We start from the raw sequence: 26,571 nt of genomic DNA, 5'->3' as shown, positions 1-26,571 counted from the left end.
GGGCGGCGCCGGCCGGGCGGGGGCGGAGACGGCGTCGACCCGGACGCCGGCCGCCGCCCCCGCCGGCGGGTGCGGGACGGTGTCGGCCAGCCCGAGCGGGCCGAGTACCCGGTCGGCGAGCACCTCCGCCCAGGTGCCGCCGCGCAGCCGGGCGACCGCCTGGCCGAGCAGCGCGGCGCCGAGGTTGGAGTAGTGGAACCGGCGGGCCGGCGGCAGTACCCGTTCGGCCCGGGCCAGGTCGGCGAGGAACTCGTCGAGTTCCGGGGTGTGCAGGGTGTCCCACACGTCGCCGTCCGGCTCGCGCTGCACCCCGGAGGTGTGCGACAGCAGCCGGCGTACGGTCAGCTCGCCGTGTGCCGGTACGTCGAGGTGCGCCCCGATCGGGTCGTCCAGGTCGAGCAGTCCGTCGTCCCGGCACTGCAAGACGAGTACGGCGGTGAAGGTCTTCGTCACCGAGCCGATCCGGAACGCCGTGCCCGGACCCAACGCGGCGTCGTTGCCGGTGGTGCCGACCGTGCAGGTCTGCATCGGCCGGTCGGCCCGGTGCAGCGCGGCCGAGACCGCCGGAATCCGGGACTCGGCCTGCGCCTGCCGGACCAGCCGCTCGAACTGCCGGTTTCCCCCGGTCATGATCCCCCCTCGCCCACGGTCCCCTCGCCAAGATCACGGATCTTACGCCCGCCGGCCTGCGCCGCGGCCCACCGACCTGGGCCCGGCTGCCGCCCGGTGTACGGCCCGAGCCGTCGAACGGGGGCGAGGGGATGCGCGTCGACCGGCGCGTACCGCGCTGCGGGCCGCTCAGCGGGCCAGCATCGGCCCCAGCGGCTCACCGCCGAGCACGTGGGCGTGGGCGTGGAAGACCTCCTGCCCGCCGTACGGGCCGGTGTTGAAGATCAGCCGGAAGCCGTCAGCGGCCAGTCCCTCGGTCTCGGCCACCACCGCCGCGGTGCCGAGTACGTCGCCGGCCAGCCCGGGATCGGCCTCGGTCAAGGTCACCACGTCGGCGTAGTGCTCCTTCGGGATCACCAGCACGTGCACCGGCGCCTTCGGGTTGATGTCCCGGAACGCGAGCGTGGTGTCGGTCTCCCGGACGACGGTGGCCGGAATCTCGCCGGCGACGATCCGGCAGAACAGGCATTCGGTTTCCATCACCGGAATCGTAGGGGCTCCCGATCCCCGGCGCGGTCCGGCCGGGCCGTACCTCGTGGTGGCCGACCGCGTCCCGGGCCGCGTGCCGGCCGGCCCGGCCACGCAGACCCGGACGGCGACCGGCATCATGATCGGATGACTGGACGAGCGGTGCTGGTGACGGGGGCGTCCCGGGGAATCGGGCGAGCGGTGGCGACGGCGTTCGCCGCCGACGGCGATCGGGTGGCCGTGCACCACCGCGACTCGGCCCCGCTGGCCGAGCAACTCGTCGCCGCCCTGCCCGGCGAGGGGCACGTGGTGGTCCAGGCCGATCTCGCCGACCCGGACGAGGTACGCGTGATGGTCGACGACGCGGCCGAACGGCTCGGCGGACTCGACGTACTGGTGAACAACGCCGGGGTCTTCGGAGGTGCGGACGCCGGGCACCCGGTCTTCGAGTCCTCCTACGAGCAGTGGCAGCAGCAGTGGCGCCGGACCCTCGACGTCAACCTGCTCGGCGCGGCCAACACCATCTGGTGCGCCGCCCGGCACCTGCGGGACCGGGGCGGCCGGATCGTCAACGTCTCGTCCCGGGGCGCGTTCCGGGGCGAGCCGACCCAGCCGGCGTACGGCGCCAGCAAGGCCGGGCTGAACGCGCTCGGCCAGTCCCTCGCGGTGGCCCTGGCCCCGTACGGCATCGCGGTCGCCACCGTCGCGCCCGGCTTCGTCGAGACCGACATGACCAACGAGCACCTCAAGGCGCCGCGCGGCGACGCGATCCGGGCACAGAGCCCGTTCAACCGGGTCGCCCGGCCGGAGGAGATCGCGGCCGCCGTGCACTGGCTGGCCTCGCCCGAGGCGGAGTGGGCCTCCGGCACCATTGTGGACCTCAACGGCGCCTCCTACCTGCGCACCTGAGCCGCCGGCCGCCGGCGAGCGGTGGCGCCCGGGGTCGGGGCGGTCCTTGTCGGGCAGCGGGAGGTGGCTCCGACTGGCAGGATGATCGATATCCGGCCGGTGGAAGGAGCGCGACGATGACGGTGGATCGGCGGGACGCGGCGACGGTCGACGGAGACGACGCGGTGCGGGAACGGGCGCTCGCCGCGCTGGACCTGGAGACCAAGGTCCGGCTCCTCTCCGGCCAGGACTTCTGGACCCTGCCGGCCGTACCCTCGATCGGGCTCGGCTCGCTGGTGATGTCGGACGGCCCGGTCGGGGTACGCGGCGTCCGCTGGACCCCGGACGACCCGTCCACCGCCCTGCCCAGCCCGACCGCGCTCGCCGCCACCTGGGATTCCGAGCTGGCCCGGCAGGCCGGCCGGGTGCTCGGCGCCGAGTGCCGGCGCAGGGGCATCCACCTGCTCCTCGCCCCCACCGTCAACCTGCACCGCAGCCCGCTCGGCGGCCGGCACTTCGAGTGCTACTCGGAGGATCCGCTGCTCAGTGCCGAGATCGGCGTCGGCTATGTCGCCGGCGTGCAGGACCTCGGCGTGGGCGCCACGGTCAAGCACCTGGTCGCCAACGACTCGGAGACGGAACGGATGACCGTGGACGTCCGGGTCTCCGAGCGGGCGCTCCGGGAGGTCTACCTCGTCCCGTTCGAGCGGATCGTCGCCGCCGGGGTCTGGGCGGTGATGGCGGCGTACAACGGGGTCAACGGGCACACCATGACCGAGCACGCCGGGCTGCTCCGGGACCTGCTCAGGCGGGAGTGGGGCTTCGACGGGATCGTGGTCTCCGACTGGACGGCGACGAAGAGCACCGAGGCGTCCGCGAACGCCGGGCTCGACGTGGTGATGCCGGCCGTCGGCGATCCGTGGGGCGCCGCGCTGGTCGCCGCCGTGCGCGCCGGCACCGTCGCCCAGGCCGAGGTGGACGAGAAGGTACGCCGGGTGCTCCGGCTCGCCGGCCGGGTCGGGCTGCTCGACGGCGTACCCCCGGTGGTGGACCCGGCCGACCTGCCGCGCCCGCCGGACGGCGCCGCCCTGGCGCACGCGGTGGCGGTCCGCTCCTTCGTGCTGGCCCGAAACGACGGCGACCTGCTGCCGCTCGACCCGGGCCGGCTGCGCCGGGTCGCGGTACTCGGCGCCCTCGCCGACGACGCGCGGATCCAGGGCGGCGGCAGTGCCCTGGTCGCGCCGCCGCACGCGATCTCCCCGCTCGCCGGGCTGACCGCGGCGCTCCCCGACACCGACCTCGGGTACGCGGTCGGCGCCGACCCCCGGCTCCGGCTACCGGCGGCCAGCGGCGTGGCCTGGACCCCGATCACCGCGACGCTGCGCGACGCCGACGGCCGGGAGCGCTACCGGGCGGAGCTGGACCGGGCGACGGTGCGCTGGATGGGTGACCTGCCGGACGGGCTGCCGCCGGACGAGCTGGCCAGCGTCGACCTCACCGCCGTACACACGCCGCTGGCCAGCGGCACCGCCCGGCTCTCGGTCGAGGGCTTCGGGGTCTTCACCCTCACCGTGGACGGCGCGGAACTCTTCGACGGCCCGCTCTACGACCCGACCGAGGAGCCCGGCACGGTCTTCCGGGCGACCGTCGAACGCCGGTTCGAGATCTCTGTCCGGGCCGGCGAACCGGTCGAGGTGCGGCTCACCCGCCGGATGGTCGACGGTGAAGACCCGGGCTTCGTGTCGTGCACCCTCGGGCATGCCGAGCCCACGGCCGCCTCGGACGACGAACTGCTCGACGAGGCGGTCCGGACGGCCGCCGGCGCCGACGTGGCGGTGGTGGTGGTCGGCACCACCGAGGAGGTGGAGTCGGAGGGGTTCGACCGGAGCACGCTGGCGCTGCCCGGCCGGCAGGACGAGCTGGTCTCCCGGGTCGCGGCGGCCAATCCCCGGACGGTGGTGGTGGTCAACGCCGGCTCACCGGTGCTGATGCCCTGGGCCGACGAGGTCGCGGCGATCCTGCTCACCTGGTTTCCCGGCCAGGAGGCCGGGGCGGCGCTCGCCGACGTGTTGCTGGGTCGGGCGGAACCGGGTGGACGGCTCCCCACCACCTGGCCACGCCGGCCGGAGGACTGCCCGGCGCTGTCCACCACCCCGGTCGACGGGGTACTCGACTACACCGACGGGGTCTTCGTCGGCTACCGGGGCTGGCGGGCCGCACCGCTCTTCCCGTTCGGGCACGGGCTCGGCTACACCGACTGGGCGTACGAGTCGCTGACCGTCGAGGCCGGGCCGGAGGGGCCGGTCGCGGTGGTCACGGTCCGGAACACCGGCGCCCGCCCGGGTCGCGAGGTGGTGCAGGTGTACGTCGGCCCGGAGGCCACCGATCCGGACCGTCCGGCCCGCTGGCTGGCCGGCTTCGCCGCTGCCGGTGCGGCTCCCGGCGAGGCGGTGACGCTACGGGTGCCGCTGCCGGAGCGGACCTTCCAGGTCTGGGAGCCGGACGGCTGGCGGACCCGGTCCGGCCGGTACCGCGTCGAGGCGGGCCGCAGCGTCGCCGACCCGCGCCTGACCGCCGCCCTCGACCGCTGACCCGGCCTCCTCACCCACCCCGCCGGGGAGACCGGCCAGGATTTCTCGTAGATCTGTGGTCAGCTTTTCGAACCATAGATCTACAGGGATCTTGGACGGACGCTGCCCGAGCACCGGGACGTCGCGCGTCCCGGCCGGCAAGCCGGTCCCGGACGGATCGTGGCCCTGGGTCACCAGCGGCCGAGCCGGGTGGAGAGCACGGCCAGCGCGGCGACCCCGGCGGTCGAGGTCCGCAGCACCTCGGGGCCGAGCCGGACCGGTACGGCGCCGGCCGAGGCGAGCGTCTCCAGTTCGGCCGGCGACACGCCGCCCTCCGGGCCGACCACCAGCACGATGTCGCCGGAGGGCGGCAGGTCGGCGCTGCCGAGCCGGGCCTGCGCCTCCTCGTGCAGCACGAAACCGGCCGCCGCCTCGGCGATCCGCCGGGCCACCGCCCGGGTCGACTCGTCCGGCGCCTGCGCCGACCCGGCGATCGCCGGCAGCCAGGGCCGGCGGGCCTGCTTGGTCGCCTCGCGGGCGGTCGCCACCCAGCGGTCCCGGGCTCGGGCGCCCCGGTCGCCGCGCCACTGCGCCACCGAGCGCTCGGCCGCCCACGGCACGATCTCGTCCACCCCGACCTCGGTCATCGCCTGCACGGCCAACTCGGCCCGGTCGCCCTTGGCGATGCCCTGTACCACCACCAGGCGCGGGTCGGGCGGATCGGCGTACCGCCGGGAGGTGACCTCGGCGGTGAGCGTGCCTCGACCGACGGCGGTGACCACGGCGGTCAGGGTGCCGCCGCGCCCGTCGGCGAGCAGCAACTCCGCACCGGTACGCAGCCGCTGCACGGTCGCGGCGTGGTGCCCCTCCGGACCGTCCAGCGTGACGGAGTCGCCGGGCGGCAGCGACTCGACCAGGAACAGCGGCGCGCTCACGGCGAGCAGGTTAGCGGGTCGTCCGCCCGGCACGGCTCGCCGGCCGGACGACGCGCCCGTCAGGCGTGGCCGTTGAAGGCGTCCCGCATCCGGGAGAAGAAGCCGCCCTGCTTGGTCAGCTCGGCGACCTCCTCGCCCCGGGTCTTGGCGAACTCGCGCAGCATCCGCTCCTGCTCGGCGTCGAGCTTGGTCGGGGTACGCACGTCGAGGTGCACGTAGAGGTCGCCCCGGCCGGTACCACGCAGGTGCGGCACCCCCCGGGCCCGCAGCCGCAGCGTCGAGCCCGGCTGGGTGCCCGGCTTGACGTCGACCGGCTCCTCGCTGTCCAGCGTCTTGATGGTCAGCCGGGTGCCGAGCGCGGCGGCGGTCATCGGCACGGTGACCCGGCAGTGCAGATCGTCGCCCTTGCGGGAGTAGACGTCGTGCGGCCGCTCGTGGATCTCGACGTAGAGGTCGCCGGCCGTACCGCCGCCGGGGCCGACCTCGCCCTGCTGGGCCAGCCGGATCCGCATGCCGTCCTCGACCCCGGCCGGGATCTTGACGGTCAGCGAGCGCCGGGTACGTACCCGGCCGTCACCCGCGCAGGTCGGGCAGGCGTGCGGGATGACCGTGCCGTACCCCTGGCAGACGGTGCACGGCCGGGACGAGACGACCTGGCCGAGGAAGGTCCGCTGCACCGACTGCACCTCGCCCCGCCCGCCGCACGCCTCGCAGGTGGCGAGATGGGTGCCGGGCGCCGTGCCGGCCCCGGAGCAGGTGGTGCAGAGCACGGCGGTGTCCACCGCGATCGGCGCCTCCACCCCGAACGCCGTCTCGTGCAGGTCGAGTTCGAGTCGCAGGATCGCGTCGGCACCGGGCCGGGTACGCGGACGCGGCCCGCGCGCGCCACCCGCCGCCCCGAAGAACGCGTCCATGATGTCCTGGAAGCCGACGAACGGCCCACCGGCACCGCCCGGGCCTGCCCCGGGGCCACCACCGGGGGCCAGCGGGTCGCCGCCCAGGTCGACGATCTGCCGCTTCTGGTCGTCCGAGAGGACCTCGTACGCGGCGTTGATGTCCTTGAACTTCTCGTGTGCCTCCGGATCCGGATTCACGTCCGGGTGGTACTGCCGCGCCAACTTGCGGTAGGCGCGCTTGATGTCGTCGTCGGAGGCGTCCCGGCTGACGCCGAGAATCCCGTAGTAGTCCTTGGCCACTGCGTTCCGTGTCCTCATGTCTGTCTCGCGTTACCGTCCGCCGGTCGTCAGGGTGAGCTTGGTGGTCAGTTCTGCGCCAGCACGTCGCCGACATAGCGTGCCACGGCCCGCACCGTGGCGATGGTGCCCGGGTAGTCCATCCGGGTGGGACCCAACACGCCGAGTCCGCCGACGATGGTCGTACCCGGACCGTATCCCGTGCTGACCACCGAGGTGGCCCGCAGATTGTCGATCTCGTTCTCGTCGCCGATGCGTACCTGAAGGGTGTTCGGCTCCACCTCGCCGATCAGCTTGAGCAGGATGACCTCCTCCTCGAGCGCCTCGAGGATCGGTCGCAGCGAACCCTGGAAGTCGAGCAGCCCGCCCCGGGTCAGGTTGGCGGTGCCGGCCATCACGATCCGCTCCTCGTGCCGCTCGACCAGGGTCTCCAGCAGCACCGTGGCGAGCGTGGTCATCGCCGGACGGAGCCCCGGAGGCACCTCGTCGACCAGCGCCTGGACCAGCGGCGGGGTCTCGGCCAGCTTCTCGCCAACGAGCCGCTCGTTGACCAGCCGGCGCAGGTCGGTCACGTCGTCGGCGCTGATCGGGGTGGGCAGCTCGACCAGCCGCTGCTCCACCCGACCGGTGTCGGCGATCATGACCAGCATCAGCCGGGTGGTGGAGATCGGCACCAGTTCCAGGTGCCGGACGGAGGACCGGGCCAGGCTCGGGTACTGCACCACGGCCACCTGCCGGGTGAGCTGGGCGAGCAGTCGGACCGTACGGTGCACCACGTCGTCGAGGTCCACCGCGCCGACCAGGAAGCGCTCGATCGCCCGGCGCTCGGCCGGGGTGAGCGGCTTGACCCGGGAGAGCCGGTCCACGAAGAGCCGGTAGCCACGGTCCGTGGGGACCCGGCCGGCGCTGGTGTGCGGCTGCCGGATGTAGCCCTCCTCCTCCAGCACGGCCATGTCGTTGCGGACGGTGGCCGGGGAGACCCCGAGCTGGTGCCGCTCGACCAGGGCCTTGCTGCCGACCGGTTCCTGGGTGGCGACGTAGTCCTCCACGATCGCGCGCAGCACGTCGAGCTTGCGGTCGTCGAGACCCATCCTCACCTCCCTGCGACGTCCCGGCCCCGGCTGGGCGAAACGACCGGGGCGGCCACGACGGTCGGGCCAGGTCCGCCCTGGCACTCGACTGTAGCGAGTGCCAGTCTACGACCAAGGCGTACCCGGCGCGATGATCGATTGGAGGGGCTATCCGAACCCGGACAACAGGCTTGCCAGCACACCCTACCCCGGTCGGCCTAGCAGGTACGGTCGGCCATTGTCCAGATTCAATCCGGGGGGCCGCTGGCGCCGGTTGAACCGGAGTCCTACCGTGACCTCCATGACTGAACCGCCTCGCCCTCCCGGAGAATACGGCGGTCCGCCCCCGGACCCGACCGCCCCGATGAATCCGGGCCAATACCCGACGCCAGGCGAGGGGTACCCCCCGCCCGCCGCACCCCAGTATGGTGCGCCCGGCACGCCCCCGCCGACCTCCGGCGGCGGCACGTACCCGACCTCCGGCGGCGGCACGTACCCGACGTCAGGTGGCGGGACCTACCCGACGTCAGGTGGCGGCACGTACCCGACCTCCGGTGGCGGTTATCCCCCGCCCGGGGGCTACCCGCCGCCCGGCGGTTACCCACCCCCCGGCGGCGGTTACCCACCCCCCGGCGGCCAGCCCCCGGGCGGCTATCCCGGTGCCGGTTACCCGCCGCCGGGCGGCTACCCGGGCAACCCGTACGGCGCACCGGCACCGTCCGGCTACGCCAACAGCGACGAGAAGACCTGGGCCCTGATCGCCCACTTCGGCGGCATCGTGGTCGGCTTCATCGCCTCGCTCGTCGCGCTGCTCGCCAAGGGCAACGAGTCGCCGACCGTACGCGCGCACGCGGTCGAGGCGCTCAACTTCCAGATCACCTGGGGCATCATCTCGATCGTCTCGCTCATCGTCGGCACCTGCACCCTCGTGCTGATCTTCCTGCCGCTGATCGCCTGGCTGGTGGTGCTGATCTTCTCGATCATCGCTGGCATGAAGGCCAACGAGGGCGTGCTGTACCGCTACCCGATGTCCATCCGCATGATCAAGTAGTGCCGGCAGCGCTGTGCTGGCCCGTGCCGGACCCGGCACGGGCCATCGCACTGTCGGGTCCGGGTCAGGGCAGCAGGTCCCGGACCACCGCGTCGGCCAGCAGCCGCCCGCGCAGGGTGAGCACGGCCCGCCCCGCGTCGTACGCCGCCCCGTCCAGCAACCCGGTTTCGCGGTGCCGGGCCGCACCCGCCCGTCCCGCGTCGTCCAGCGTTGTCAGCGGCAGCCCGGTGGCGAGCCGGAGCCGGAGCAGCACCTCCTCCACCCGCCGCTCCCGCGCCGACAGCACCTCCCGGGCCTGCCCGGGAGACTGCCCCGCACCGAGTCGGGCCGCGTAACTCGACGGGTGCTTGACGTTCCACCAGCGGACCCCGCCGACGTGGCTGTGCGCGCCGGGACCGAGGCCCCACCAGTCGCCGCCGGTCCAGTAGAGCAGGTTGTGCCGGCAGGCAGCAGCCGGCGTGCGGGCCCAGTTGGAGACCTCGTACCAGGAGAAACCCGCCTCGGAAAGCGCCGCCTCCGCGGCCAGGTAGCGGTCCGCCGCCACGTCGTCGTCCGGGTACGCCAGCTCGCCGCGCCGCATCCGGGCGGCCAGCCGGGTGCCGTCCTCGACGATCAGGGCGTACGCGCTGACGTGGTCGACCCCGGCGGCCAGCACCGCCTGAAGCGACGCCGCGAAGTCCTCCGCGCGCTCCCCCGGCGTCCCGTAGATCAGGTCCAGGTTGAGGTGGGCGAAGCCGACCTCCCGGGCCTCCTGCGCGGCCTCGGTGGCCCGGCCTGCGGTGTGCCGGCGGTCGAGGATCGCCAGCACGGGCGGGGCGGCCGACTGCATGCCCAGGGAGATCCGGGTGTAGCCGGCGGCACGCAGTTCCTTGAGCGACTCCCGGGTCACCGACTCCGGATTCGCCTCGGTGGTGACCTCGGCGTCGGCGGCCAGCCCCCAGGTCCGGTCGATGCCGTCCAGGATCCGGGCCAGGTCGTCCGGGGGCAGCAGGGTGGGCGTACCGCCGCCGACGAAGACCGTGTCGACCCGGGCCGGCGGCCGGTCGGCCAGCACCCGGGCGGCCAACCGCAGCTCGGCGAGCACCTGGTCGGCATAGCCGTCCCGGCCGGCCGTCCCGCCGAGTTCGGTCGCGGTGTAGGTGTTGAAGTCGCAGTAGCCGCAGCGGCTGGCGCAGAACGGCACGTGGACGTAGACGCCGAAACCGCGGTGGCCGACCGTGGCCAGGGCGGCGTCGGGCAGCGCCCCGTCGACGGGTACGGGCTCGCCCACTGGGAGCTCTCCAGGCATATGACTAGTGTGCGGGCATGACCTCAGCCCCTGATCCACTCGTCCGGGTCTCCACCACGCACGGAGTGACAACTCTCACCCTGGACAGCCCGCACAACCGCAACGCGCTCTCCAGCACCCTGCTCCGGCAACTGCTCGACGCGCTGGGCGCGGCGGCGGCGGACGACGACGTCCGGGTGGTGGTGCTCTCGCACGCCGGGCCGGTCTTCAGCTCCGGCGCCGACCTGCTGGAGACAGCGGCGGCGTACCGCGAAGGCACCGTGCCGGTGGCGATGCTGGGTGACGTGCTCGCGGCGATCTGGGAGTGCCCGAAGCCGGTGGTGGCCCGGATCGGCGGACCGGCCCGGGCCGGTGGCCTCGGCCTGGTCGCGGCGGCCGACATCGCGATCTGCGCCCAGGAGGCGACCTTCGCGTTCACCGAGGTACGGCTCGGAGTGATCCCGGCGGTGATCTCGGCGACCGTGCTGCCCCGGCTGCAAGCACGGGCCGCCGCCGAGCTGTATCTGACCGGGGACGTCTTCGACGGTCGTCGGGCGGCCGAAATCGGCCTGGTCACCACGGTGACCTCGGCCGAGGCGCTGGACGAGACCGTCGCCTCGTACTGCCTGGCGCTGGTCCGTGGTGCGCCCGGCGCGCTGGCCGGGGCGAAGGAACTGCTCCGGCGCGGCTCGGCGGAGAGCTTCCGGGCCGACCTGGCGGAGCTGCGCGACCTGTCGGTGCGGTACTTCCACTCCGAGGAGGGGCGTGAGGGCGTCGCGGCGTTCGGCGAGAAACGGCCCGCCCGGTGGGTACCCGGCAACTGACTCCGGCTCCACCGGGCGACCCGGCCGAACCGGGTCGGGATTTTGGGCGGTCGAAGTAGGCTGTGTCCGGCTATCGGACAGGGGGTGGCGGTGCAGACTCGGGCCATGGTGGCGGCGGGGGTGGCGCTCGCGGCGGTTGCCGGTTTCGGTGTCTACCTGGGCGCCCGCGAGTTCGGGCATACCCTGCCGATTCCCAGCGCCGCTCCCGGCTGCGTGGTGGAGGCGGACGGCCGGGTCACGCTGAACGCCGAGCAGATGGCGAACGCCGCGACCATCGCCGCGGTGGGCGTCCGGCGCAACATGCCGGAGCGGGCCGTGGTGGTGGCGCTGGCCACGGCGTTCCAGGAGTCCCGGCTGCGCAACCTGGCCGGCGGTGACCGGGACTCGGTAGGGCTGTTCCAGCAGCGGCCGAGTCAGGGTTGGGGCAAGCCGGAGCAGATCCGGGATCCGCGCTACGCCGCGACCAAGTTCTACAACGCGCTGAAGAAGGTCCGCGGTTGGGAGCAGATGGAGGTCACGGTCGCGGCGCAGCGGGTGCAGCGGTCGGCCTATCCGCGGGCGTACCAGCAGTGGGCGGACGAGTCCGAGGTGCTGACCCGGGCACTGTTGGGCAATGCCACCGGCGCGGTGGCCTGCACGGTGGGCCGGGAGCCGGCGATGCGCGGGAACGCGGCGGCGACGGCGCTGACCGCCGGGCTGAAGCTGGACTGGGGCCGGTTGGAGACGTCGGTTCCGGCCGAGTTGACCGGTCTGGCCGTACCGACGACGGATCAGCAGGTGGGCTGGCGCTACGCGCACTGGCTGGTGTCGCACGCCGACGACCACGGGGTGAAGACGGTGCGCTTCGGCGACCTCCAGTGGACGGCGGACGACGGCACCTGGGCGCCGGTCAAGGGCGCGCCGCCCACCCCGCACCAGGTGGTCGCCGAGGTCTTCACCGACTGAGCCTGTTCGGGCCGCGAGCGGCACCGATCGGCCGGCGATTTTGTTGCACGACCGGGCCACCGCTAACTGGCAGTGATTGCACAAACGGCCAGATCGGCTCGTATACCCCTATTTTTCAGCGGATTTGTTGCGTGCTGTCATGGCCCGGCTGCCCTGCGTACCTCCGGATGGCCGGCGCCGGACGCACGGCGGAGCGTCGAGATGCGGATCTTGCGGAGGGAGCTACGATCGGCAGCCTGTGTGCTCAGAAAGAGTTTCACCCTATGGGGAGGGGACGCGGTGTTCGACTACGGCGGCCGCACTGGCTACGAGCCGATCAGTGACACGGATCGCAAGGAGTTCCACGAGCAGGGCTTCCTGTTGCTCCGCAACGTCCTGACCGAGGACCACCGCGCGGCCCTGGAGGCCGCGGTCGACCGGGTCTACGCCGAGGAGAAGGCGGCCGGCAACACCACCAAGGACGGCACGCTGCACCTGCTGGGCTTCCTGGAGCGGGACGAGCTCTTCGGCGAACTGCTCACCCACCCGATCGCGTTCCCCTACATGTGGGGTCTCGCGGGGTGGAACATCTACACCCACCACAACCACCTGGACGTCACGCCGCCGGCCCTGGAGCCGGAGAAGCCGTACTGGGGCTGGCATCAGGACGGCTACCGGCAGAACTCGGACCCGGAGACGATGGATCCGAACCTGCCGCGGCCGATGTTCTCGCTCAAGGTCGCGTACGTGCTCTCCGACCTGTCGGAGAAGGGCCGCGGGGCGACCAAGGTCATCCCGGGCAGCCACCTGTGGAACTCGCTGCCGCGCCCGGCCGACCTGACCGTGCACAACCCCGACCCCGAGGGCACGGTCGAGATCACCGCCAACCCCGGTGACGCCTTCATCTTCGACCGGCGTCAGTGGCACTCCCGGTCCACCAACCTCTCCACGATCACCCGGAAGATGCTCTTCGTCGGCTACACCTACCGGTGGATCCGGCCGCTGGACGAGCTGCACCCGGACAAGGACGGCAAGTGGTACCAGAACCGGACCCCGGTGCAGCGCCAACTGCTCGGTGAGGGTACGCACACCGCCAACTACTGGGGCATCAACTGGAACGGGTACGTCGATGACGAGATCCCGCTGCGCAAGGAGCTGAAGGAGCGCGGCCTACTCGACCGCAGCATCCCCTGGCTGCGCTGACCGTCTCCGACGTGGCAGCGGCGGCTCCGCCGGTCCAGTCCGGGCCGGCGGAGCCGCTTTGTTTTCGGGCGCGGGTCGAAACAAAGCCCACGGACGGGCCTGCCGGTGATTTCCTGTCCCGTCCACGGGACCCCTTTGCCTAATGACACCGGCATATAACCCTGGGTAATTACTCGACACATTGGCAGTTTTGCCGATGCCATCCGGAGTGGCCTGGCACACACCATGCGCCGACGGGGCCGTTGTGCCGATCCGGGCGGGCAGCGACGGCGACGCAGTCGGCGAGTATTCGACAACGGAAGCGTTGGCCAACGCGACGGAATCGTCAAACCATTCATGTTCGGCCGATGGCCGAACCCACCGTTCGGTGGAGCTAGCCCAGCCGACCGGACATCCGGTAGATGTCGACGAGAAGTGCCCAGAACTCGTTATTCAACGGCTGGCCCTCGTCATTGGTCAGCCGGTGCGCCGGGCACTTCATGGTCGGACTGGCCAGCTCGACACCGTGCGGCGGGACGCTACCGAACCGGATCCTCCGTTGGCCCTCCGGGCCGACGGCGCGGAACTTGTCGAGCCCGATCCGGAAGGCACCCCGGACGATGTCCGCGACGGTGAACTTCGGGTGCTGAATCTCCGTCGGGTCGCCCGTCAACTGCCTCATCCGGGCCATCTCCTGCTGGTCGTGCAGGACCGAGAGGCTGGCCAACATGGAGGTGCTGCCCCGCAGGGTGTCCGCCAGCTCCGCACCGGACAGACCCTGGGCCTCCCGCGCGTACGTCAGCGCGGACTCCAGACAGATCAACGCCTCCAGCAGGGCGAGGCTGATGTTGCGCTTGAACTTGTGTCGCAGTGAGGCCGCCAACTCCTCGGCACCGGCACCGGGGCGCGGCACCAGTTGGTCCTCCCAGACGACCGCCTCCCGGTGCACGGCCACGACCGCGACGGCGCGCTCCAGCACCGGCGTCGGGTGCGCGAACATGCCGTCGACCAAGTCCCGGAAAAGCTGGTCGAGCCTTTGCAGATTGTCGACGAGGTCCCGCCCCGGTGCGGTGTGGCGCAATTCTGTCAGCGCATCGGAATCCCGCAGCGCCTGGAACCACTCTTCGACCAGGGGGGTGTACGCCTCAAGGTAGAGCGCGACCTTGGGATGCCGATCCGAAAGCTGTAGAGGTGACACCCTGACGCTTCCCGGGAGAGAGTCCGTGGACACTTACAGAGCGTAACATGGGGAGATCATTTGAGCAAATGCGAATGAACGATCACAACTATAGGCGATGCCGGCTAGTCGATCACGACCGTCGATCGTACGGCCGTGGTGAATTTAGCGGTCCGGGGCAGTCGGCGCCAGACCGGTCCGGTCGACATGCCGGTCGGCGGCGGAGTCGGCGAGCCGACAGGCCGGGCCGCGACGCCAGCAGGGGCGCCGGCCGAGTCGGCCGGCGCCCCTTGCTACCGGAGAGCGGGGGTGCTCAGTACCGGCTGACTCGCCGACGGCGGCCGACTCCGGCCACCAGGGCCACCGCGATGGCGGCCAGTGCGACCTGGATCAGCAGCTCCATCCAGTCGATGCCGGCCGTCGCGGTCGCGATGCCGGCGGCCCGGGCGATGACCGTGCCGAGCAGCGCGGCACCGACACCGATCAGCATGGTCAGCCAGATCGGCATGTCCTGGCGGCCTGGTACGACCAGACGACCGAGGGCGCCGATGATAAGACCGACGATGAGCGCGGTGATGATACCCCAGACGGTGAGTTCCACGGCCGTCCTCCTTCGGATGCGTCACACGTTGTTGTGGTGACTGCTAGGTTCCCGAAGGCTGAAAAGCTCAAACCGACCTAGATGCCCAGACGTCGCGCCGCCTCCCGAACCGCCGCATCCATCGTGCCGAAGGCCAGCGGCGGCGGATCCACCAGGGAAAACCAGCTCAGCTCGGCGGACTCGGCCGGATCGAGCACCACCCTCGGATCGTCCAGGCTCGCCAGGAAAAAGTGGTCGAGAACCGGCAGGGTCTCGTCCTGGAACTCGTAGCTGCCGACGTACACGCCGATATGGTCACCAAGGGTGATCGACACCCCGAGCTCCTCGCGGGACTCCCGGACCGCCGCCTCCGCCGGGTGCTCCCAGCCGTCGCAGAACCCGCCCGGCGTCTCCCAGCGGCCGATCATCGGTTCCGCCGCCCGACGCAGGGCAAGGAAGCGCAGATCCGCGACGTCGGGCCCCGCCCCGGGACCGGTCGGCCCGAGCGACGGAGCGCGGTCCAGGATGACGAGGCCAACGGTCGGTCGGGCGTTGACGAAGAGCTGGTAGCCGCACCGGGCGCAGGTGGTCGGTGCGGGGCCGGGCAGTGCCGCCGCACACCGGGGACAGAAGGACGCGCCGGGGCCGTACCCCCGGGGAATCACTTCTTGCCGCCGCCCTTGCCGTCGCCGGAGTCGCCGGTGGAGAGGGCAGCGATGAAGGCCTCCTGCGGTACCTCGACCCGGCCCACCATCTTCATCCGCTTCTTCCCCTCCTTCTGCTTCTCCAGCAGCTTGCGCTTCCGGCTGATGTCACCGCCGTAGCACTTGGCCAGCACGTCCTTGCGGATCGCCCGGATGGTTTCCCGGGCGATCACCCGGTTGCCGATCGCCGCCTGGATCGGTACCTCGAACTGCTGGCGGGGAATCAGCTTCTGCAACTTCGACGCGATCGAGACGCCGTAGTTGTACGCCTTGTCCTTGTGCACGATCGCGCTGAACGCGTCCACCGGCTCGCCGTTGAGCAGGATGTCGACCTTGACCAGGTCGGAGTGCTGCTCGCCGGAGGGCTCGTAGTCCAGCGAGGCGTAGCCCTTGGTACGGCTCTTGAGCTGGTCGAAGAAGTCGAAGATGATCTCGGCGAGCGGCAGCGTGTAGCGCAGCTCGACCCGATCGGCGGAGAGGTAGTCCATCCCCTGCAACGAGCCGCGCCGCCCCTGGCAGAGCTCCATCACGGCGCCGACGTAGTCGTTCGGGGTCAGCACGGTGGCCCGGACCACCGGCTCGTACACCTCGGCGATCTTGCCGGTGGGGTACTCGCTCGGGTTGGTGACCGTGACCTCCTTGCCGTCCTCCAGGACGACCCGGTAGACCACGTTGGGTGCCGTCGAGATCAGGTCGAGGTTGAACTCGCGTTCCAGCCGCTCACCGATGATCTCCAGGTGCAGCAGGCCGAGGAAGCCGCAGCGGAAGCCGAAGCCGAGCGCGGCCGAGGTCTCCGGCTCGTAGTTGAGCGCCGCGTCGTTGAGCTTCAGCTTGTCGAGCGCGTCCCGCAGCGCCGGGTAGTCCGACCCGTCGATCGGGTAGAGACCCGAGTAGACCATCGGCTTCGGGTCCTTGTAGCCACCGAGGGCCTCGCTCGCCGGCCGGGCGTTGATGGTGACGGTGTCACCGACCCGGGACTGCCGGACGTCCTTCACGCCGGTGATCAGATAGCCCACCTCGCCGACCCCGAGCGCGCCGGCCTTCTGCATCTCCGGGGAGATCACGCCGAGTTCCAGCAGCTCGTGCACTGTGCCGAGGGACATCATCTTGATCTTGTCGCGAGCCTCGATCCGGCCGTCGACCACCCGGACATACGTCACCACACCCCGGTACACGTCGTAGACGGAGTCGAAGATCATGGCCCGGGCCGGCGCGGTCGCGTCACCGACCGGCGGCTTGAACTGCCGGACGATCTCGTCGAGCAGGTACGGCACCCCCTCACCGGTCTTGCCTGAGACCCGGATGCAGTCGCTCGGATCCACGCCGATCAGGTGCGCCAGCTCCTCGGCGTACTTGTCCGGCTGGGCGGCCGGCAGGTCGATCTTGTTGAGCACCGGGATGATGTGCAGGTCGTTCTCCATCGCCAGATAGAGGTTGGCCAGGGTCTGCGCCTCGATCCCCTGAGCGGCGTCGACCAGCAGGATCGCCCCCTCGCAGGCGGCGAGCGACCGGGACACCTCGTAGGTGAAGTCCACGTGCCCAGGCGTGTCGATCATGTTCAGCACGGCCTCTTCGCCCTGCTGGTCGCCCTCCCGCACGGTCCACGGCATGCGGACCGCCTGGCTCTTGATCGTGATGCCGCGCTCCCGCTCGATGTCCATCCGGTCGAGATACTGTGCGCGCATCTGCCGGGGGTCGACCACGCCGGTGAGCTGCAACATCCGGTCGGCCAACGTCGACTTGCCGTGGTCGATGTGGGCAATGATGCAGAAGTTCCTGATGCGGCCGGGGTCGGTGGCACCAGGGGAGTTCGCGCCGGAGTCGGGCGTCGGTGGCACGGCGGTCCGTTCTGCTTGGCTGACGACGATGGGCTTTCTATGTTCCCATGCCGCCGGGAGGTGCCCGGCCGAGGCCGCCGGATCACCACCGCGAGTTCCGTCACCACGCCCGCCTGCGCCCCGGGAGTATCTTGCCGTCGGCCGGGGCGCGAACGGCGGCGGGCGACGCGGTGACCCCGGGGCGTGCCCAATCCTGGCGACGCGACCGGACCAGGGCAGACTTGGTGACATGGCCGCCATCTCGGTACCGCCGCGACCGTACGACGCGACCGCCGTCCGGCCGGGCTGGGCCGATCTCCCCGCCGACCTGCGGGCGGCGATCACCGCCCGGCTGGGCGCCCGGGTCAACTGGGCCAGCACCGCCGGCGGCGGGTTCACCCGGGGGTTCGCCGGGGTGCTGCAGACCGTCGCCGGGGACCGGATCTTCGTCAAGGCGGCCTCCCTGATCGACCAGCGGCATCTCAGCGACTGGTACGCCCGGGAGGCGGCGATCACCGCCGTACTGCCGGCCGGGCTCGCCGTCGCCCGCCCCCGCTGGACACTGACCGCTGCCGGGTACCACGTGATCTGCCTGGACGCCATCGACGGCCGGATGCCCGGGCTGCCCTGGGCGCCGGCCGAGCTGGCGGCGGCCCTCGGCGCGTACGCGACCGTCGCGGCGGCGCTCCGGAAGCCCCCGGTCGAGCTGGTGGCGCTGGGCGTACCCCGGCTCGCCGACCTCGCCCGGGCGGACCTGGCCTGGTGGGCCGAGCTGGCCACCGGCCGGGAGAGCTTGCCGGACGTCCCCGCCGTCGCCCGGCACCGGCTGCCCGAACTCGCCGCGTTGGAGGCCCGGCTTCCCGGGTACGCCGACGTGCCGTCGATGATCCACGGCGACCTGCGGGTGGACAACGTACTGCTGGACCCGACCGGCGCCGCCTGGCTCTGCGACTGGACGTGGCTCTGCTACGGGCCGCCCTGGTTCGACCTGGCCAGCCTGCTGGTCACCGGGTACGCCAGCGGGCTGGACGCCGACGCCCTGTTCGGCACCCATCCGGCGGCGCAGGACGCTCCGGCCGACGGGCTGGACGCCGCCCTCGCCGCGCTCTCCGGATACTGGTTGGTACGCGCGGCGGCCGGCCCCGGCACCGGCTCGCCGCACATCCGGGCGCACCAGCGCTGGAGTGGGGAGACCGCGCTCGGCTGGCTGGCCGAACGCCAGGGATGGCGTTGAACCGCGTCGGGACGGTGGTGACCCGCAGCGGAGAGGGCGGGAACCGCAGCGGAGAGGGCGGAGCCACGGTGCGACGGCGGTGAGCTGTTTTGCCCCCGACGCGGCGTACCTGGTAACGTGGCTCTTCGCGCGTGCCGACACGGCCGCACTCCGACGTGCGTCGTCGCCCGCGCATCAAAGGCAAACGTAACCCTAGCTACCAGGACGAGGCTGTCGCGTGGCGAACATCAAGTCCCAGATCAAGCGCAACCGGCAGAACGAGAAGCGCCGGCTGCGTAACAAGTCGGTCAAGTCGTCGCTGAAGACCGCCATTCGCAAGTTCCACGAGGCGACCGAGAGCGGAGACAGCGCCAAGGCGACCGAGCTCATGCGGGACGCCTCGCGCAAGCTCGACAAGGCGGTCAGCAAGGGCGTGATCCACCAGAACCAGGCGGCGAACCGCAAGTCGGCGATCGCCAAGCGGCTCCAGTCGCTCTCCGCCTGACGGCGGAACATCACACACCTGGCGTGTGGCCCTCAAGCTGGCCGGCTTGAGGGCCACACGTGCTTCTTCCTGAGGCCCACTTGCTTCTTTCCCGGGGCGGTCAGCGGTAGCGGCGTCTGGCCGACTGCCGGCTGATGTCGATCGGATCCTTCCGGGAGAGCCAGCGCCGGTCCGGTCGCTGGTCCAGGCGTTCGGCCAGACCGTTGTTGCGGGCCCGCGCGGTTGCCGCGGCGGACGGTGGCGGTGCGGCCTGCCGGGTCTGTGGCAATCCGGAGCGCGCTCGACCGGCCTCCCACCCCGAGGCGTCGGCCCCACCGCCGTCGGCCCGGTCCGGCCCGGCCGAGTCGGCACGGGGTCGACGCCGCCCGCTGAGCTCCAGCCGAGCCCGGACAACCGCCGTCATGCTGAACGGCCGGGCGACCAGGAACCGGGCCGGCAGCCGGTTACCGAGGGCCCGGCGGTTCGGGGCGTCGGAGGCGCCGGTTCCGGGAGCGGTCAACCGGTGGGTCTGTCCGGACTCGACCAGCGACCGTTTGGGCACGCTGGCCCGGCCGACCGCCGGCTGGATCTGCCGACGGAACCGTTCCCGTTCCTGGGCGGGCACCCGGGCCGCCGAGCGGAGCACCGCCGCGGCCACCACGTCGTTGACCTTCACCATGACCGCGACGGTGGCGGGCAGGACGAGTACGCCCCACCAGCTCACCAGCTCGGCGAGCGCGAGCAGCGCGCCGAGGGACACGGTGCCCTCGAAGAAGACGAAGCAGAGCATCCCGCCCGGGTCGACGTGCCGGAGCCGCAGCACGCGGGCGTACAGCGGGCGTAACCGCTCCTCGTCCGCCGGCACCGCCGTCGCCGCAGTCATCGCGAGGCGCTCGCCCTGCGAGCGGCCGCGACCGCGACCACGGCACGTTCCAGGGCATAGCCCCGGTCGTCGGAGCCGCCCTTGACGGCGGCGTTGCACTCGGCGGCGGCGTACATGGCGTCGGCCAGCCCTTCCGGGGTCCAGCCCCGGCCGACGCGCTGTGCCTTCTCGATCTTCCACGGTGGCATGCCCAGGCTGCTCGCCAACTGGTACGCGCTGCCCCGGCCCGCCGAGCTGACCCGGGCCACCGTGCGTACCCCGTCGGCGATCGCGTCGGCGATCGGCACCGGGTCCACTCCCACGTGCAGCGCCCAGCGCAGCGCCTCCAGGGCGCCCGGCACGTCACCGGCCATCGCCGCGTCGGCGACCGTGAACCCGCTGACCTCGGCCCGTCCCCGGTAGTATCGGGCCACCGTGTCGACGCCGATCCGCCCGTCGGTGTCGGCCAGCAACTGGGAGCAGGCGGAGGCGAGTTCGCGCAGGTCGTTGCCGACCGCCGCGATCAGCGCCTCGGCCGCGTCGTCGGTGCACCGGCCGCCGCCACGCCGGATCTCGTCCCGGACGAACGCCACCCGGTCCCGGTGACCCTTCAGCTTCGCCGCCGGGACGACCTCCGCGCCCGCCGCCCGCAAGCCGTCGGCGAATGCCTTGCCCTTGGCCCCGCCGAGGTGCGCCACCACCAACTGCACCTCGGGGTCGGGATTCTTCGCGTACGCCAGCAGCGCCGCGACCAGGTCCTTCTTGGCGTCCTGTCCAGCCCGGACGACGAGTATCCGCCGACCGCCGAACAGGGACGGTCCGAGCAGCTCGGCAATCTCCCCCGGCCCCAACGCGCCCGCCTCATGGTCGTGTACGTCGACGTCCGGGTCGGCGGCTCGGGCCGCGTCGACCACTCCGGCGACCGCTCTGGTGGCGAGCAGTTCTTCGTCACCGAGCACGAGTACGACAGGGGGAAGGCTAGCGGGGGTCACGAGGTCATCGTCGCACGTGGCGTGCGTCCATCGGGCCTGGTCACCCGGCTCGCTGCGGCTGACCCCGCACTTAGTGCAAATCCAGACATTTATCTTAACCCTGGCATTCTTCGCCAGTGGTTCTGGTGACCGGATTGGAGCCTACCGCCGGAACCGGTGGTCACGGCGTCACCACGCGGGCCGGGCCCGGCCCATTCCGACGGGTAGACGCTGAGAGTCCCCATGAACGCCTTCTTTAAGGCGACCCTCTGGGATGTCCAGGGAGATAAAGGAAGCCGGTTGTCGCCTACTGGCGACGGCTGGAGTAGCCTGCACGCGTTGTAGGCTTCATTCATACAACGCATGGAGGAGACTCCGCCCCTGGTTGCACCCGCGAGGCGGAGCCCCTTCCCGCTCAGTGGGCCCAGTTGACCGGTCGGGTCAGTTGGGCCCACATCCCTTTCCGGCCAGCATCACCGCGAGGCCGATGGCGTAGGCAAGCACCTTGAGTGCCAGTGCCACCCACTCCCCGACGTCCCGCCACCGGTTGGCATTGGTCCGCCGGTTCCTTCTCAGGCCCGAGGGCCCCTTGCGACGCCTTGTCACTGCCACCTCTCCCAGCTCGTCGGATCGAGGGTGGATGAACCCCCGGCCGGCGGAGCCATCCGGACCGATCAGATTGAGCTGAGGTCCGAGTCGGTCAGTGCCGCGCGCAAGAGACACCATAGCGAGTTGCTCCGGCGCCCCAGCAAACGTGAATGACTGAAAGCTACCGCTGACGTCTGAGTTGATCAGTGCCGCGCGGGAAACACCATGAAGAGCCTGTAACGCCAGTCGTAGGAGCGCCGGATCTCCCGGCTGCTCCCAGCCATCGCAGAACCCTCCCGAAGCCTCCCAGCGACCGATCATCGGTTGGGAGTCGCCCGGTCATGGGGAGTTTTGTACGGGCACGAGCCGGTGATCTCTGAGCCGAGCGTCGAGCAGGCTGCCGAGGCATGGCAGGGGTTGCGTGCCGCTGACTGCCCGGTCGTCGAGTAGCCGGTACGAAGACGCCCCGGTACCCCTTCGCGGGTGACCGGGCGCTTCCGTTCCCGGGTCAGTGTGCGGTGAGGTCCGGCCGATGCTCGGCGATCCATCGCGCGACGTCCCGACGTCGCCACACCTTGCCCATGGCCAGCCTCGCGACGGGATCGGGGAATCCCTTGGCGTTGGTGATCACGTTGACTCGCTGCCGGCTGATGCCGCCAAGCATCTCCCGAATCTCTGCCACACCAACAAGGTCCACGACTCTTGACGCTAGACGTCGGCTTGTGGTACGAGAGGAACAACGTCGGATGACCAGGGCATGAGCCGTTGACGGTCAACGACGTCGGACGACACCATCTGAGGATGTCCAGCGATAGCGCAGCCACCCCGGGCCGGTTGTCGATCTTTCGCCGGAGTCGCCCCCGGCCGGTTGTCGTACCAGGCGACACCGTCTACGCCCCGCAGTTCGCCCATTTCCAGCCGTACGACAGTACGGCGCGAATCCTCGGAGACCTTCGCCTACGGGTTACCGCCGTCTCGGTCGACACGAAGCCGGTACGGGAGGGCTTCCAACTGTTGCGCGGGTACGTGGTTGACGCCGACGGGCTTGAGGCTGTCGCCGAATCCTGGCACTACCTGCGTTTGGCTTCCTGTCGGGTGTCGATGCCACCCGAGGAGCACTCCTGACCGGCGGCGCGTTGGCTGGATACGTCGAGGGATGGCCCATTGAGCCAGACGCGAAGATGCCCCCGCACCCATCATGGGTGACCGGGGCTCTTGTCGCTTTCGGGGAGCCATCGGTACCGCTGGCGTGCCGTCGCAAGCTGCGTCTTGATCGTTTGCTTCGACACCCCTAGACGGTTCGATAGAACGTTGATCGGGGCGGGATGGCCGGCTGCGTCCAGCCTGTCGAACAGCGCAAGAAGGCCACGGTAGTACTCATCCGCATCGAAGCGTACCGCCCGACGGGGCAGCTTGAGCGCTGCGGCTCGGCCGGGTAGCCGACCGAATCGGACAGGTATCTGACGAGGTGACCGGACGGGCCGGCGGGGTGGGCCTGGCCTCCCGTGTCCTGTGGAACCGGCGGACTCATCGGGTGGACGGGCCGCCCGGATCGAGGCCCCGGACCGCCACCGCCAGCCCGCCTCCGTGCAACCCGACCACCGCCAGGTCTCCGTCCCGGTCGGTCCGGAGCATCCGGGCGCCGGATCGGGACAGCCGGGCCAGGACTCCGGCGTTGGGGTGCCCGTATCCGTTGTCGACGCCGACCGTCACCAGCGCCACCGCCGGGCGTACGGCGTCGAGGAACGCCGGCTCCTGGTAAGCCGAGCCGTGGTGAGCGAGTTTCAACACGTCCGCCCGGAGCTGGGCGACCGGTACGAGGTCCAGCAGGGCCTGCTGCTCCTCGGTCTCGGCATCCCCGGTGAGCAGGATGCTGACGCCGCGTACCTCGGCCCGCAGGACCAGCGAGTTGTTGTTCGGGTCCGAGCGGGTGCCCCGGATCGGATACGGCGGGCCGAGCAGGGTCAGCGCCACCGGGCCGGCCGCGTAGGTCCACCCGGCACCGACCGTGCCGACCGGTACGCCGTACGCGCTGCCGGCGCGCTCCACGGTGGCGCGTCCCTCGGCCGGCTCCGGCCACTGCGGCACCACCACCGCGTCCACCCGCCGTCCCCGGAAGACACCGTCCACCCCGCCCACGTGGTCGGCGTGGAGATGGCTCAGCACCAGCAGGGACACCGCCCGCACGCCGAGCCGGCGCAGGCAGCCGTCCACCGCCCCGGGGTCCGGACCGGCGTCCACCACCACCGCCCGGCCGACACCGACCGGCAGCACCAGGCCGTCGCCCTGACCCACCGCGCAGGCGATGACCACCCAGCCGGTCGGCGGCCATCCCGTGGCGACCACCCGCACCGGCAGCGCACCGACCACCACCGCAGCCGCGACCACCGCGACAAGCCGGCGCACCAGTGGCCGGCGGGTGGCGATCAGCAGTGCCACGGTCAGGGCTCCGAGCAGCAGCCCACCGGCCACTCCGTCCAGCCAGGGCAACGTCCCGGCGGGCAGGCGTGCGCCGTACCGCGCCACCAGGACGAGCCACCACGCCGGCCAACTGCCGAGCCACGCCACGGCCTGTGCACCGGCCGGCCAGAGCGGGGACAGCACCGCCGCCGTCACGCCGAGCACCGTGGCGGGCGCCACCGCCGGCACCGCGAGCAGATTGGCCGGTACGGCCACCAGACTGATCGTGCCGGAGAGTCCGGCCACCACCGGCGCGCAGGCCAGCTGCGCCGCCGCCGGAATGGCCAGCGCCTCCGCCGCACCGGCCGGTACGCCCCGACGCCGCAGCGCGTCCCGCCACCGGGGAGCGAGCAGCAGCAGACCGCCGGTGGCCAGTACGGAGAGTGCGAACCCCGGATCGCCGGCCAGTTCCGGATCGACGACAACCAGCAGGGTGACCGCACCGGCCAGCGCCGGCAGGGCGGCCCGTGGCCGTCCGACGGCCAGCGCAAGCAGACCGATCACTCCCATCGTGCCGGCCCGGACGACGCTCGGCGACGGCCGGGCCAGGATGACAAAGCCGACCAGCGCGACCCCACAGAGGACGGCGGCGAGCCAGGGCCCGGCCCGGGCCCAGCGGGCCAGCAACAGCACCAGGCCGACCACGATCGCCACGTTGGACCCGGAGACCGCCGTCAGATGGGTCATGCCGGTGGTCAGGAAGTCCTCCTCGACCGCCGGTTCTAGCCGACTGGTGTCGCCGACCACCAGCCCCGGCAGCAGCCCGCCCGGTTCGGTGGGCAGCGATGCGCAGGCCCGTTGTAGCCCGGCCCGCAACGAGCCGGCCGCCCGCTGCGCCCAGGACGTGGTCCCGCGCGGCACGGGTGGGGTGCTGACGCTCAGCACGGCGGCGGTGAGGTCTCCGCCGCGTGGCGCCGCCAGCCTTCCGGTGGCGGTCACCCGCTGACCTGGCAGCAGCCCACGCCAGCCTGGATCGGTGGCCAGCACGAGGACCCGGGCCGGCACCCTGACCCTGCTCCCCTCCTCCTCGGCCACCCAGACCAGCCGGGTCGACAACAGATAGGTCGCCGGCCGGCCGGCGACACCACCGGTCGACCGTGGATCGTCCCGGACCACCAGCTCCACGCTGACTCTGGCCCGCGCCTCGGCCAGCTGGCTGACTGGCGGGGCGTCCCGCACCCCGAGCCGGGCGGCCGTGGCCACACTGCCGCAGACCACTCCGAGCAGTACGGCGACCATCACCCAGCCATGCCGGTCCAGTACGGCGGCCGCCCGGCGGGCCAGCCGATACGACGAAGCCAGCCAATACGACGGAGTTGGCCGGTATGACGGTGCCGGCCGATACGACAGGGCCGGCCGACGCGACGGGAACAGCCGACACCACCGGGCTGGCCGATCCCCCACGGCTGGCGGATGCCCCACGACTGGCCGACGCGGCAGGAGCAGGCGATGCGACGGGGCCAGCCGACACGACAGGGCCAGCGCGGCGACGCCGGCCAGCGCGGCGACCAGCAGGGTCGGGCCTGTTCCGATCAGGAGCCCGGCCAGCGCCGACAGCCAGGCGCCCATCGCCAGCCCGGCCAGCCGAAGATCCGGCAGCCGCCGATGGTCGTCGGCCGCGTCTCCCGCGCCGGGTACGGCGGCCGGATCGGGCGGACCGGCCGGAACGATTGGCCGGTGGCGGCGGGTCGTCACACCGTCACCAGGTCCTTGAGGTCCTCGTAGCGGGCATCGCCGATGCCGGTGACCTGGCGCAGGTCGGCAACCGAACGGAATCCGCCGTGCTCCTCCCGGTGCGCCACGATGCGCTGCGCGAGCACCGGCCCGACCCCGGGCAGGGCGTCGAGTTGCGCCACGGTGGCGGTGTTGAGGTTGACCTTCCCGCCGCCCGGCTGGGCGCCGACGGCTCCCGCAGGCGCCCCGGGCGCGTCGGCGCCGGCCGGGCCAGCTCCGGGTGGCGGGGTCACCCCGACCAGGATCAGCTCCCCGTCGGTCACCTTGCGGGCGAGGTTGAGCAGCGCCACGTCGACGCCGGGCAGCGGGCCACCGGCGGATTCGAGGGCGTCGGCGACCCGCGCCCCGGCGGGCAGGCGTACCAGACCGGGGCGGCGCACCTTGCCGGCCACCGCGACCACCACCTCGCCGCCGCCCGCCGTCCCGGGAGCCGACGGGGTCGGCACGAACGCGGGCGCCGAGGACTGCACGGCCGCGACCGGCTCGGTGCGGGGCCGGGACAGCCAGGCCCAGCCGGCCGCGCCGAGCACCACGACCACCGCCACCACGGCGAGTGCCTTGACGCCACGGCGTCCCGGGTCGAAGGCGCCCGGACCGGCCAGCCGGCCCGGCTCCGCCGACGTGCCCGCCGACGGATCTGGTGCGGTGCCGGCGGGAACGGAACCGGCGGGCGACCGCTCCGCCGGGGTGGCGCGACCGCCGAGCAGCCGGGATAGTCGTTGCCGCACCAGTGTTTCGTCGTCGTCGGACACCCGGCGAAGGTAGGTAACCGACACCACCTCGCGCCGGCCGTACACCACCGGCTGTGGACAACCGACGCCACTGTGGACAACGACCTGATCAAGCGAACATGTGCTAGAGGACTGCGGGGGTCGCCGGCCGACGGCTCGCCGGCCGGCGCCCCCGGGGGGGGCGGTGGGGGTGGCCGGGGGGGGGCGGG

The 26,571-nt window shown here is 72.0% G+C and carries 24 protein-coding genes and 1 pseudogene; 9 read left to right on the top strand and 16 right to left on the bottom strand.

Annotation, left to right across the window (positions count from 1 at the left end):
• Both R6Y94_RS26560 and R6Y94_RS26555 read right to left on the bottom strand, forming a co-directional pair.
• Positions 1 to 630 (bottom strand): serine hydrolase domain-containing protein (locus R6Y94_RS26560; protein WP_318398585.1); only part of this gene is annotated, 630 nt, incomplete at its 3' end.
• A 168-nt stretch (positions 631 to 798) separates the two neighbouring features.
• Complete coding sequence (locus R6Y94_RS26555) at positions 799 to 1,152, bottom strand: histidine triad nucleotide-binding protein (RefSeq protein WP_318398584.1); 354 nt, start codon at positions 1,150 to 1,152, stop codon at positions 799 to 801.
• Positions 1,153 to 1,284: 132 nt separating this feature from the next.
• Here R6Y94_RS26555 and R6Y94_RS26550 point away from each other — a divergent pair, with 132 nt between their 5' ends.
• Together R6Y94_RS26550 and R6Y94_RS26545 are read left to right on the top strand one after the other, a co-directional pair.
• Entirely contained in the window at positions 1,285 to 2,046 is a 762-nt protein-coding gene (locus tag R6Y94_RS26550) for an SDR family oxidoreductase (RefSeq protein ID WP_318398583.1), read from the top strand.
• A gap of 116 nt (positions 2,047 to 2,162) precedes the next feature.
• A complete protein-coding gene (locus tag R6Y94_RS26545) occupies positions 2,163 to 4,616 on the top strand; it encodes a glycoside hydrolase family 3 protein (protein ID WP_318398582.1) in 2,454 nt (817 codons plus the stop codon).
• Positions 4,617 to 4,786: 170 nt separating this feature from the next.
• Here R6Y94_RS26545 and R6Y94_RS26540 read toward each other — a convergent pair whose 3' ends face one another.
• The 3 genes from R6Y94_RS26540 to hrcA form a co-directional block, all read right to left on the bottom strand.
• The gene (locus R6Y94_RS26540) at positions 4,787 to 5,530 is read right to left on the bottom strand and encodes a 16S rRNA (uracil(1498)-N(3))-methyltransferase (RefSeq protein ID WP_318398581.1); all 744 of its coding nucleotides are present in this window, start codon (positions 5,528 to 5,530) and stop codon (positions 4,787 to 4,789) included.
• A gap of 59 nt (positions 5,531 to 5,589) precedes the next feature.
• The gene (dnaJ, locus tag R6Y94_RS26535) at positions 5,590 to 6,726 is read right to left on the bottom strand and encodes a molecular chaperone DnaJ (protein ID WP_318398586.1); all 1,137 of its coding nucleotides are present in this window, start codon (positions 6,724 to 6,726) and stop codon (positions 5,590 to 5,592) included.
• A gap of 65 nt (positions 6,727 to 6,791) precedes the next feature.
• Entirely contained in the window at positions 6,792 to 7,814 is a 1,023-nt protein-coding gene (gene hrcA / locus R6Y94_RS26530; RefSeq protein WP_318398580.1) for a heat-inducible transcriptional repressor HrcA, read from the bottom strand.
• 280 nt (positions 7,815 to 8,094) lie between these two features.
• On the opposite strand from hrcA, the gene R6Y94_RS26525 reads away from it, so the two are divergent.
• Positions 8,095 to 8,844 (top strand): DUF4870 domain-containing protein, encoded by a 750-nt coding sequence (locus R6Y94_RS26525; protein ID WP_318398579.1) that lies wholly within the window; start codon positions 8,095 to 8,097, stop codon positions 8,842 to 8,844.
• A 64-nt stretch (positions 8,845 to 8,908) separates the two neighbouring features.
• On the opposite strand, the gene hemW is transcribed toward R6Y94_RS26525, so the two are convergent.
• A complete protein-coding gene (gene hemW / locus R6Y94_RS26520; RefSeq protein WP_318398578.1) occupies positions 8,909 to 10,132 on the bottom strand; it encodes a radical SAM family heme chaperone HemW in 1,224 nt (407 codons plus the stop codon).
• 17 nt (positions 10,133 to 10,149) lie between these two features.
• Between hemW and R6Y94_RS26515 the strand changes: the two genes are divergently transcribed.
• The 3 genes from R6Y94_RS26515 (at position 10,150) to R6Y94_RS26505 (ending at position 13,062) form a co-directional block, all read left to right on the top strand.
• Complete coding sequence (locus tag R6Y94_RS26515; RefSeq protein WP_318398577.1) at positions 10,150 to 10,935, top strand: enoyl-CoA hydratase-related protein; 786 nt, start codon at positions 10,150 to 10,152, stop codon at positions 10,933 to 10,935.
• Between the two features lie 84 nt (positions 10,936 to 11,019).
• Positions 11,020 to 11,880, top strand: a complete 861-nt coding sequence (locus R6Y94_RS26510; RefSeq protein ID WP_318398576.1) for a hypothetical protein — start codon at positions 11,020 to 11,022, stop codon at positions 11,878 to 11,880.
• A 279-nt stretch (positions 11,881 to 12,159) separates the two neighbouring features.
• A complete protein-coding gene (locus R6Y94_RS26505) occupies positions 12,160 to 13,062 on the top strand; it encodes a phytanoyl-CoA dioxygenase family protein (RefSeq protein WP_318398575.1) in 903 nt (300 codons plus the stop codon).
• 373 nt (positions 13,063 to 13,435) lie between these two features.
• Here R6Y94_RS26505 and R6Y94_RS26500 read toward each other — a convergent pair whose 3' ends face one another.
• The 4 genes from R6Y94_RS26500 to lepA all read right to left on the bottom strand — a co-directional run bounded on the left by R6Y94_RS26500 (position 13,436) and on the right by lepA (position 17,340).
• Positions 13,436 to 14,239 (bottom strand): hypothetical protein, encoded by an 804-nt coding sequence (locus tag R6Y94_RS26500; protein WP_318398574.1) that lies wholly within the window; start codon positions 14,237 to 14,239, stop codon positions 13,436 to 13,438.
• 292 nt (positions 14,240 to 14,531) lie between these two features.
• Complete coding sequence (locus R6Y94_RS26495; RefSeq protein WP_318398573.1) at positions 14,532 to 14,819, bottom strand: GlsB/YeaQ/YmgE family stress response membrane protein; 288 nt, start codon at positions 14,817 to 14,819, stop codon at positions 14,532 to 14,534.
• Positions 14,820 to 14,896: 77 nt separating this feature from the next.
• Positions 14,897 to 15,463, bottom strand: a complete 567-nt coding sequence (locus R6Y94_RS26490; RefSeq protein ID WP_318398572.1) for an NUDIX domain-containing protein — start codon at positions 15,461 to 15,463, stop codon at positions 14,897 to 14,899.
• The gene (gene lepA, locus R6Y94_RS26485) at positions 15,460 to 17,340 is read right to left on the bottom strand and encodes a translation elongation factor 4 (RefSeq protein WP_318398571.1); all 1,881 of its coding nucleotides are present in this window, start codon (positions 17,338 to 17,340) and stop codon (positions 15,460 to 15,462) included. Before lepA ends, R6Y94_RS26490 begins: the two co-directional genes overlap by 4 nt.
• A 229-nt stretch (positions 17,341 to 17,569) precedes the next feature.
• Here lepA and R6Y94_RS26480 point away from each other — a divergent pair, with 229 nt between their 5' ends.
• Both R6Y94_RS26480 and rpsT read left to right on the top strand, forming a co-directional pair.
• Positions 17,570 to 18,553, top strand: coding sequence for a phosphotransferase family protein (locus tag R6Y94_RS26480; protein ID WP_318398570.1), 984 nt, complete (start codon positions 17,570 to 17,572; stop codon positions 18,551 to 18,553).
• A gap of 217 nt (positions 18,554 to 18,770) precedes the next feature.
• Positions 18,771 to 19,037, top strand: a complete 267-nt coding sequence (rpsT, locus tag R6Y94_RS26475; protein WP_107269985.1) for a 30S ribosomal protein S20 — start codon at positions 18,771 to 18,773, stop codon at positions 19,035 to 19,037.
• Between the two features lie 100 nt (positions 19,038 to 19,137).
• On the opposite strand, the gene R6Y94_RS26470 is transcribed toward rpsT, so the two are convergent.
• The 4 genes and pseudogenes from R6Y94_RS26470 to R6Y94_RS26455 all read right to left on the bottom strand — a co-directional run bounded on the left by R6Y94_RS26470 (position 19,138) and on the right by R6Y94_RS26455 (position 22,119).
• Positions 19,138 to 19,440 (bottom strand): hypothetical protein, encoded by a 303-nt coding sequence (locus tag R6Y94_RS26470; RefSeq protein ID WP_318398569.1) that lies wholly within the window; start codon positions 19,438 to 19,440, stop codon positions 19,138 to 19,140.
• A 40-nt stretch (positions 19,441 to 19,480) separates the two neighbouring features.
• Positions 19,481 to 19,899: pseudogene (locus R6Y94_RS26465) on the bottom strand (hypothetical protein).
• A complete protein-coding gene (gene holA, locus R6Y94_RS26460; RefSeq protein ID WP_318398568.1) occupies positions 19,896 to 20,870 on the bottom strand; it encodes a DNA polymerase III subunit delta in 975 nt (324 codons plus the stop codon). Before holA ends, R6Y94_RS26465 begins: the two are co-directional and overlap by 4 nt.
• A 1,075-nt stretch (positions 20,871 to 21,945) precedes the next feature.
• Positions 21,946 to 22,119 carry a hypothetical protein gene (locus R6Y94_RS26455; RefSeq protein WP_318398567.1) on the bottom strand — a complete coding sequence of 58 codons (174 nt, stop codon included), beginning with the start codon at positions 22,117 to 22,119 and terminating at the stop codon, positions 21,946 to 21,948.
• Between the two features lie 119 nt (positions 22,120 to 22,238).
• On the opposite strand from R6Y94_RS26455, the gene R6Y94_RS26450 reads away from it, so the two are divergent.
• Entirely contained in the window at positions 22,239 to 22,562 is a 324-nt protein-coding gene (locus R6Y94_RS26450; protein WP_318398566.1) for a hypothetical protein, read from the top strand.
• Between the two features lie 402 nt (positions 22,563 to 22,964).
• Here the strand turns inward: R6Y94_RS26450 and R6Y94_RS26445 are convergent, their stop codons facing one another.
• Positions 22,965 to 25,592 carry a ComEC/Rec2 family competence protein gene (locus R6Y94_RS26445; RefSeq protein WP_318398565.1) on the bottom strand — a complete coding sequence of 876 codons (2,628 nt, stop codon included), beginning with the start codon at positions 25,590 to 25,592 and terminating at the stop codon, positions 22,965 to 22,967.
• Positions 25,589 to 26,383 (bottom strand): ComEA family DNA-binding protein, encoded by a 795-nt coding sequence (locus R6Y94_RS26440; RefSeq protein WP_318398564.1) that lies wholly within the window; start codon positions 26,381 to 26,383, stop codon positions 25,589 to 25,591. Before R6Y94_RS26440 ends, R6Y94_RS26445 begins: the two co-directional genes overlap by 4 nt.
• Positions 26,384 to 26,571: the final 188 nt, after the last annotated feature.

The organism is Plantactinospora sp. KLBMP9567 (genome assembly GCF_033446045.1).
In the GTDB taxonomy this organism is placed as follows: domain Bacteria; phylum Actinomycetota; class Actinomycetes; order Mycobacteriales; family Micromonosporaceae; genus Plantactinospora.
This window is presented reverse-complemented; position numbering and strand designations above follow the sequence as displayed.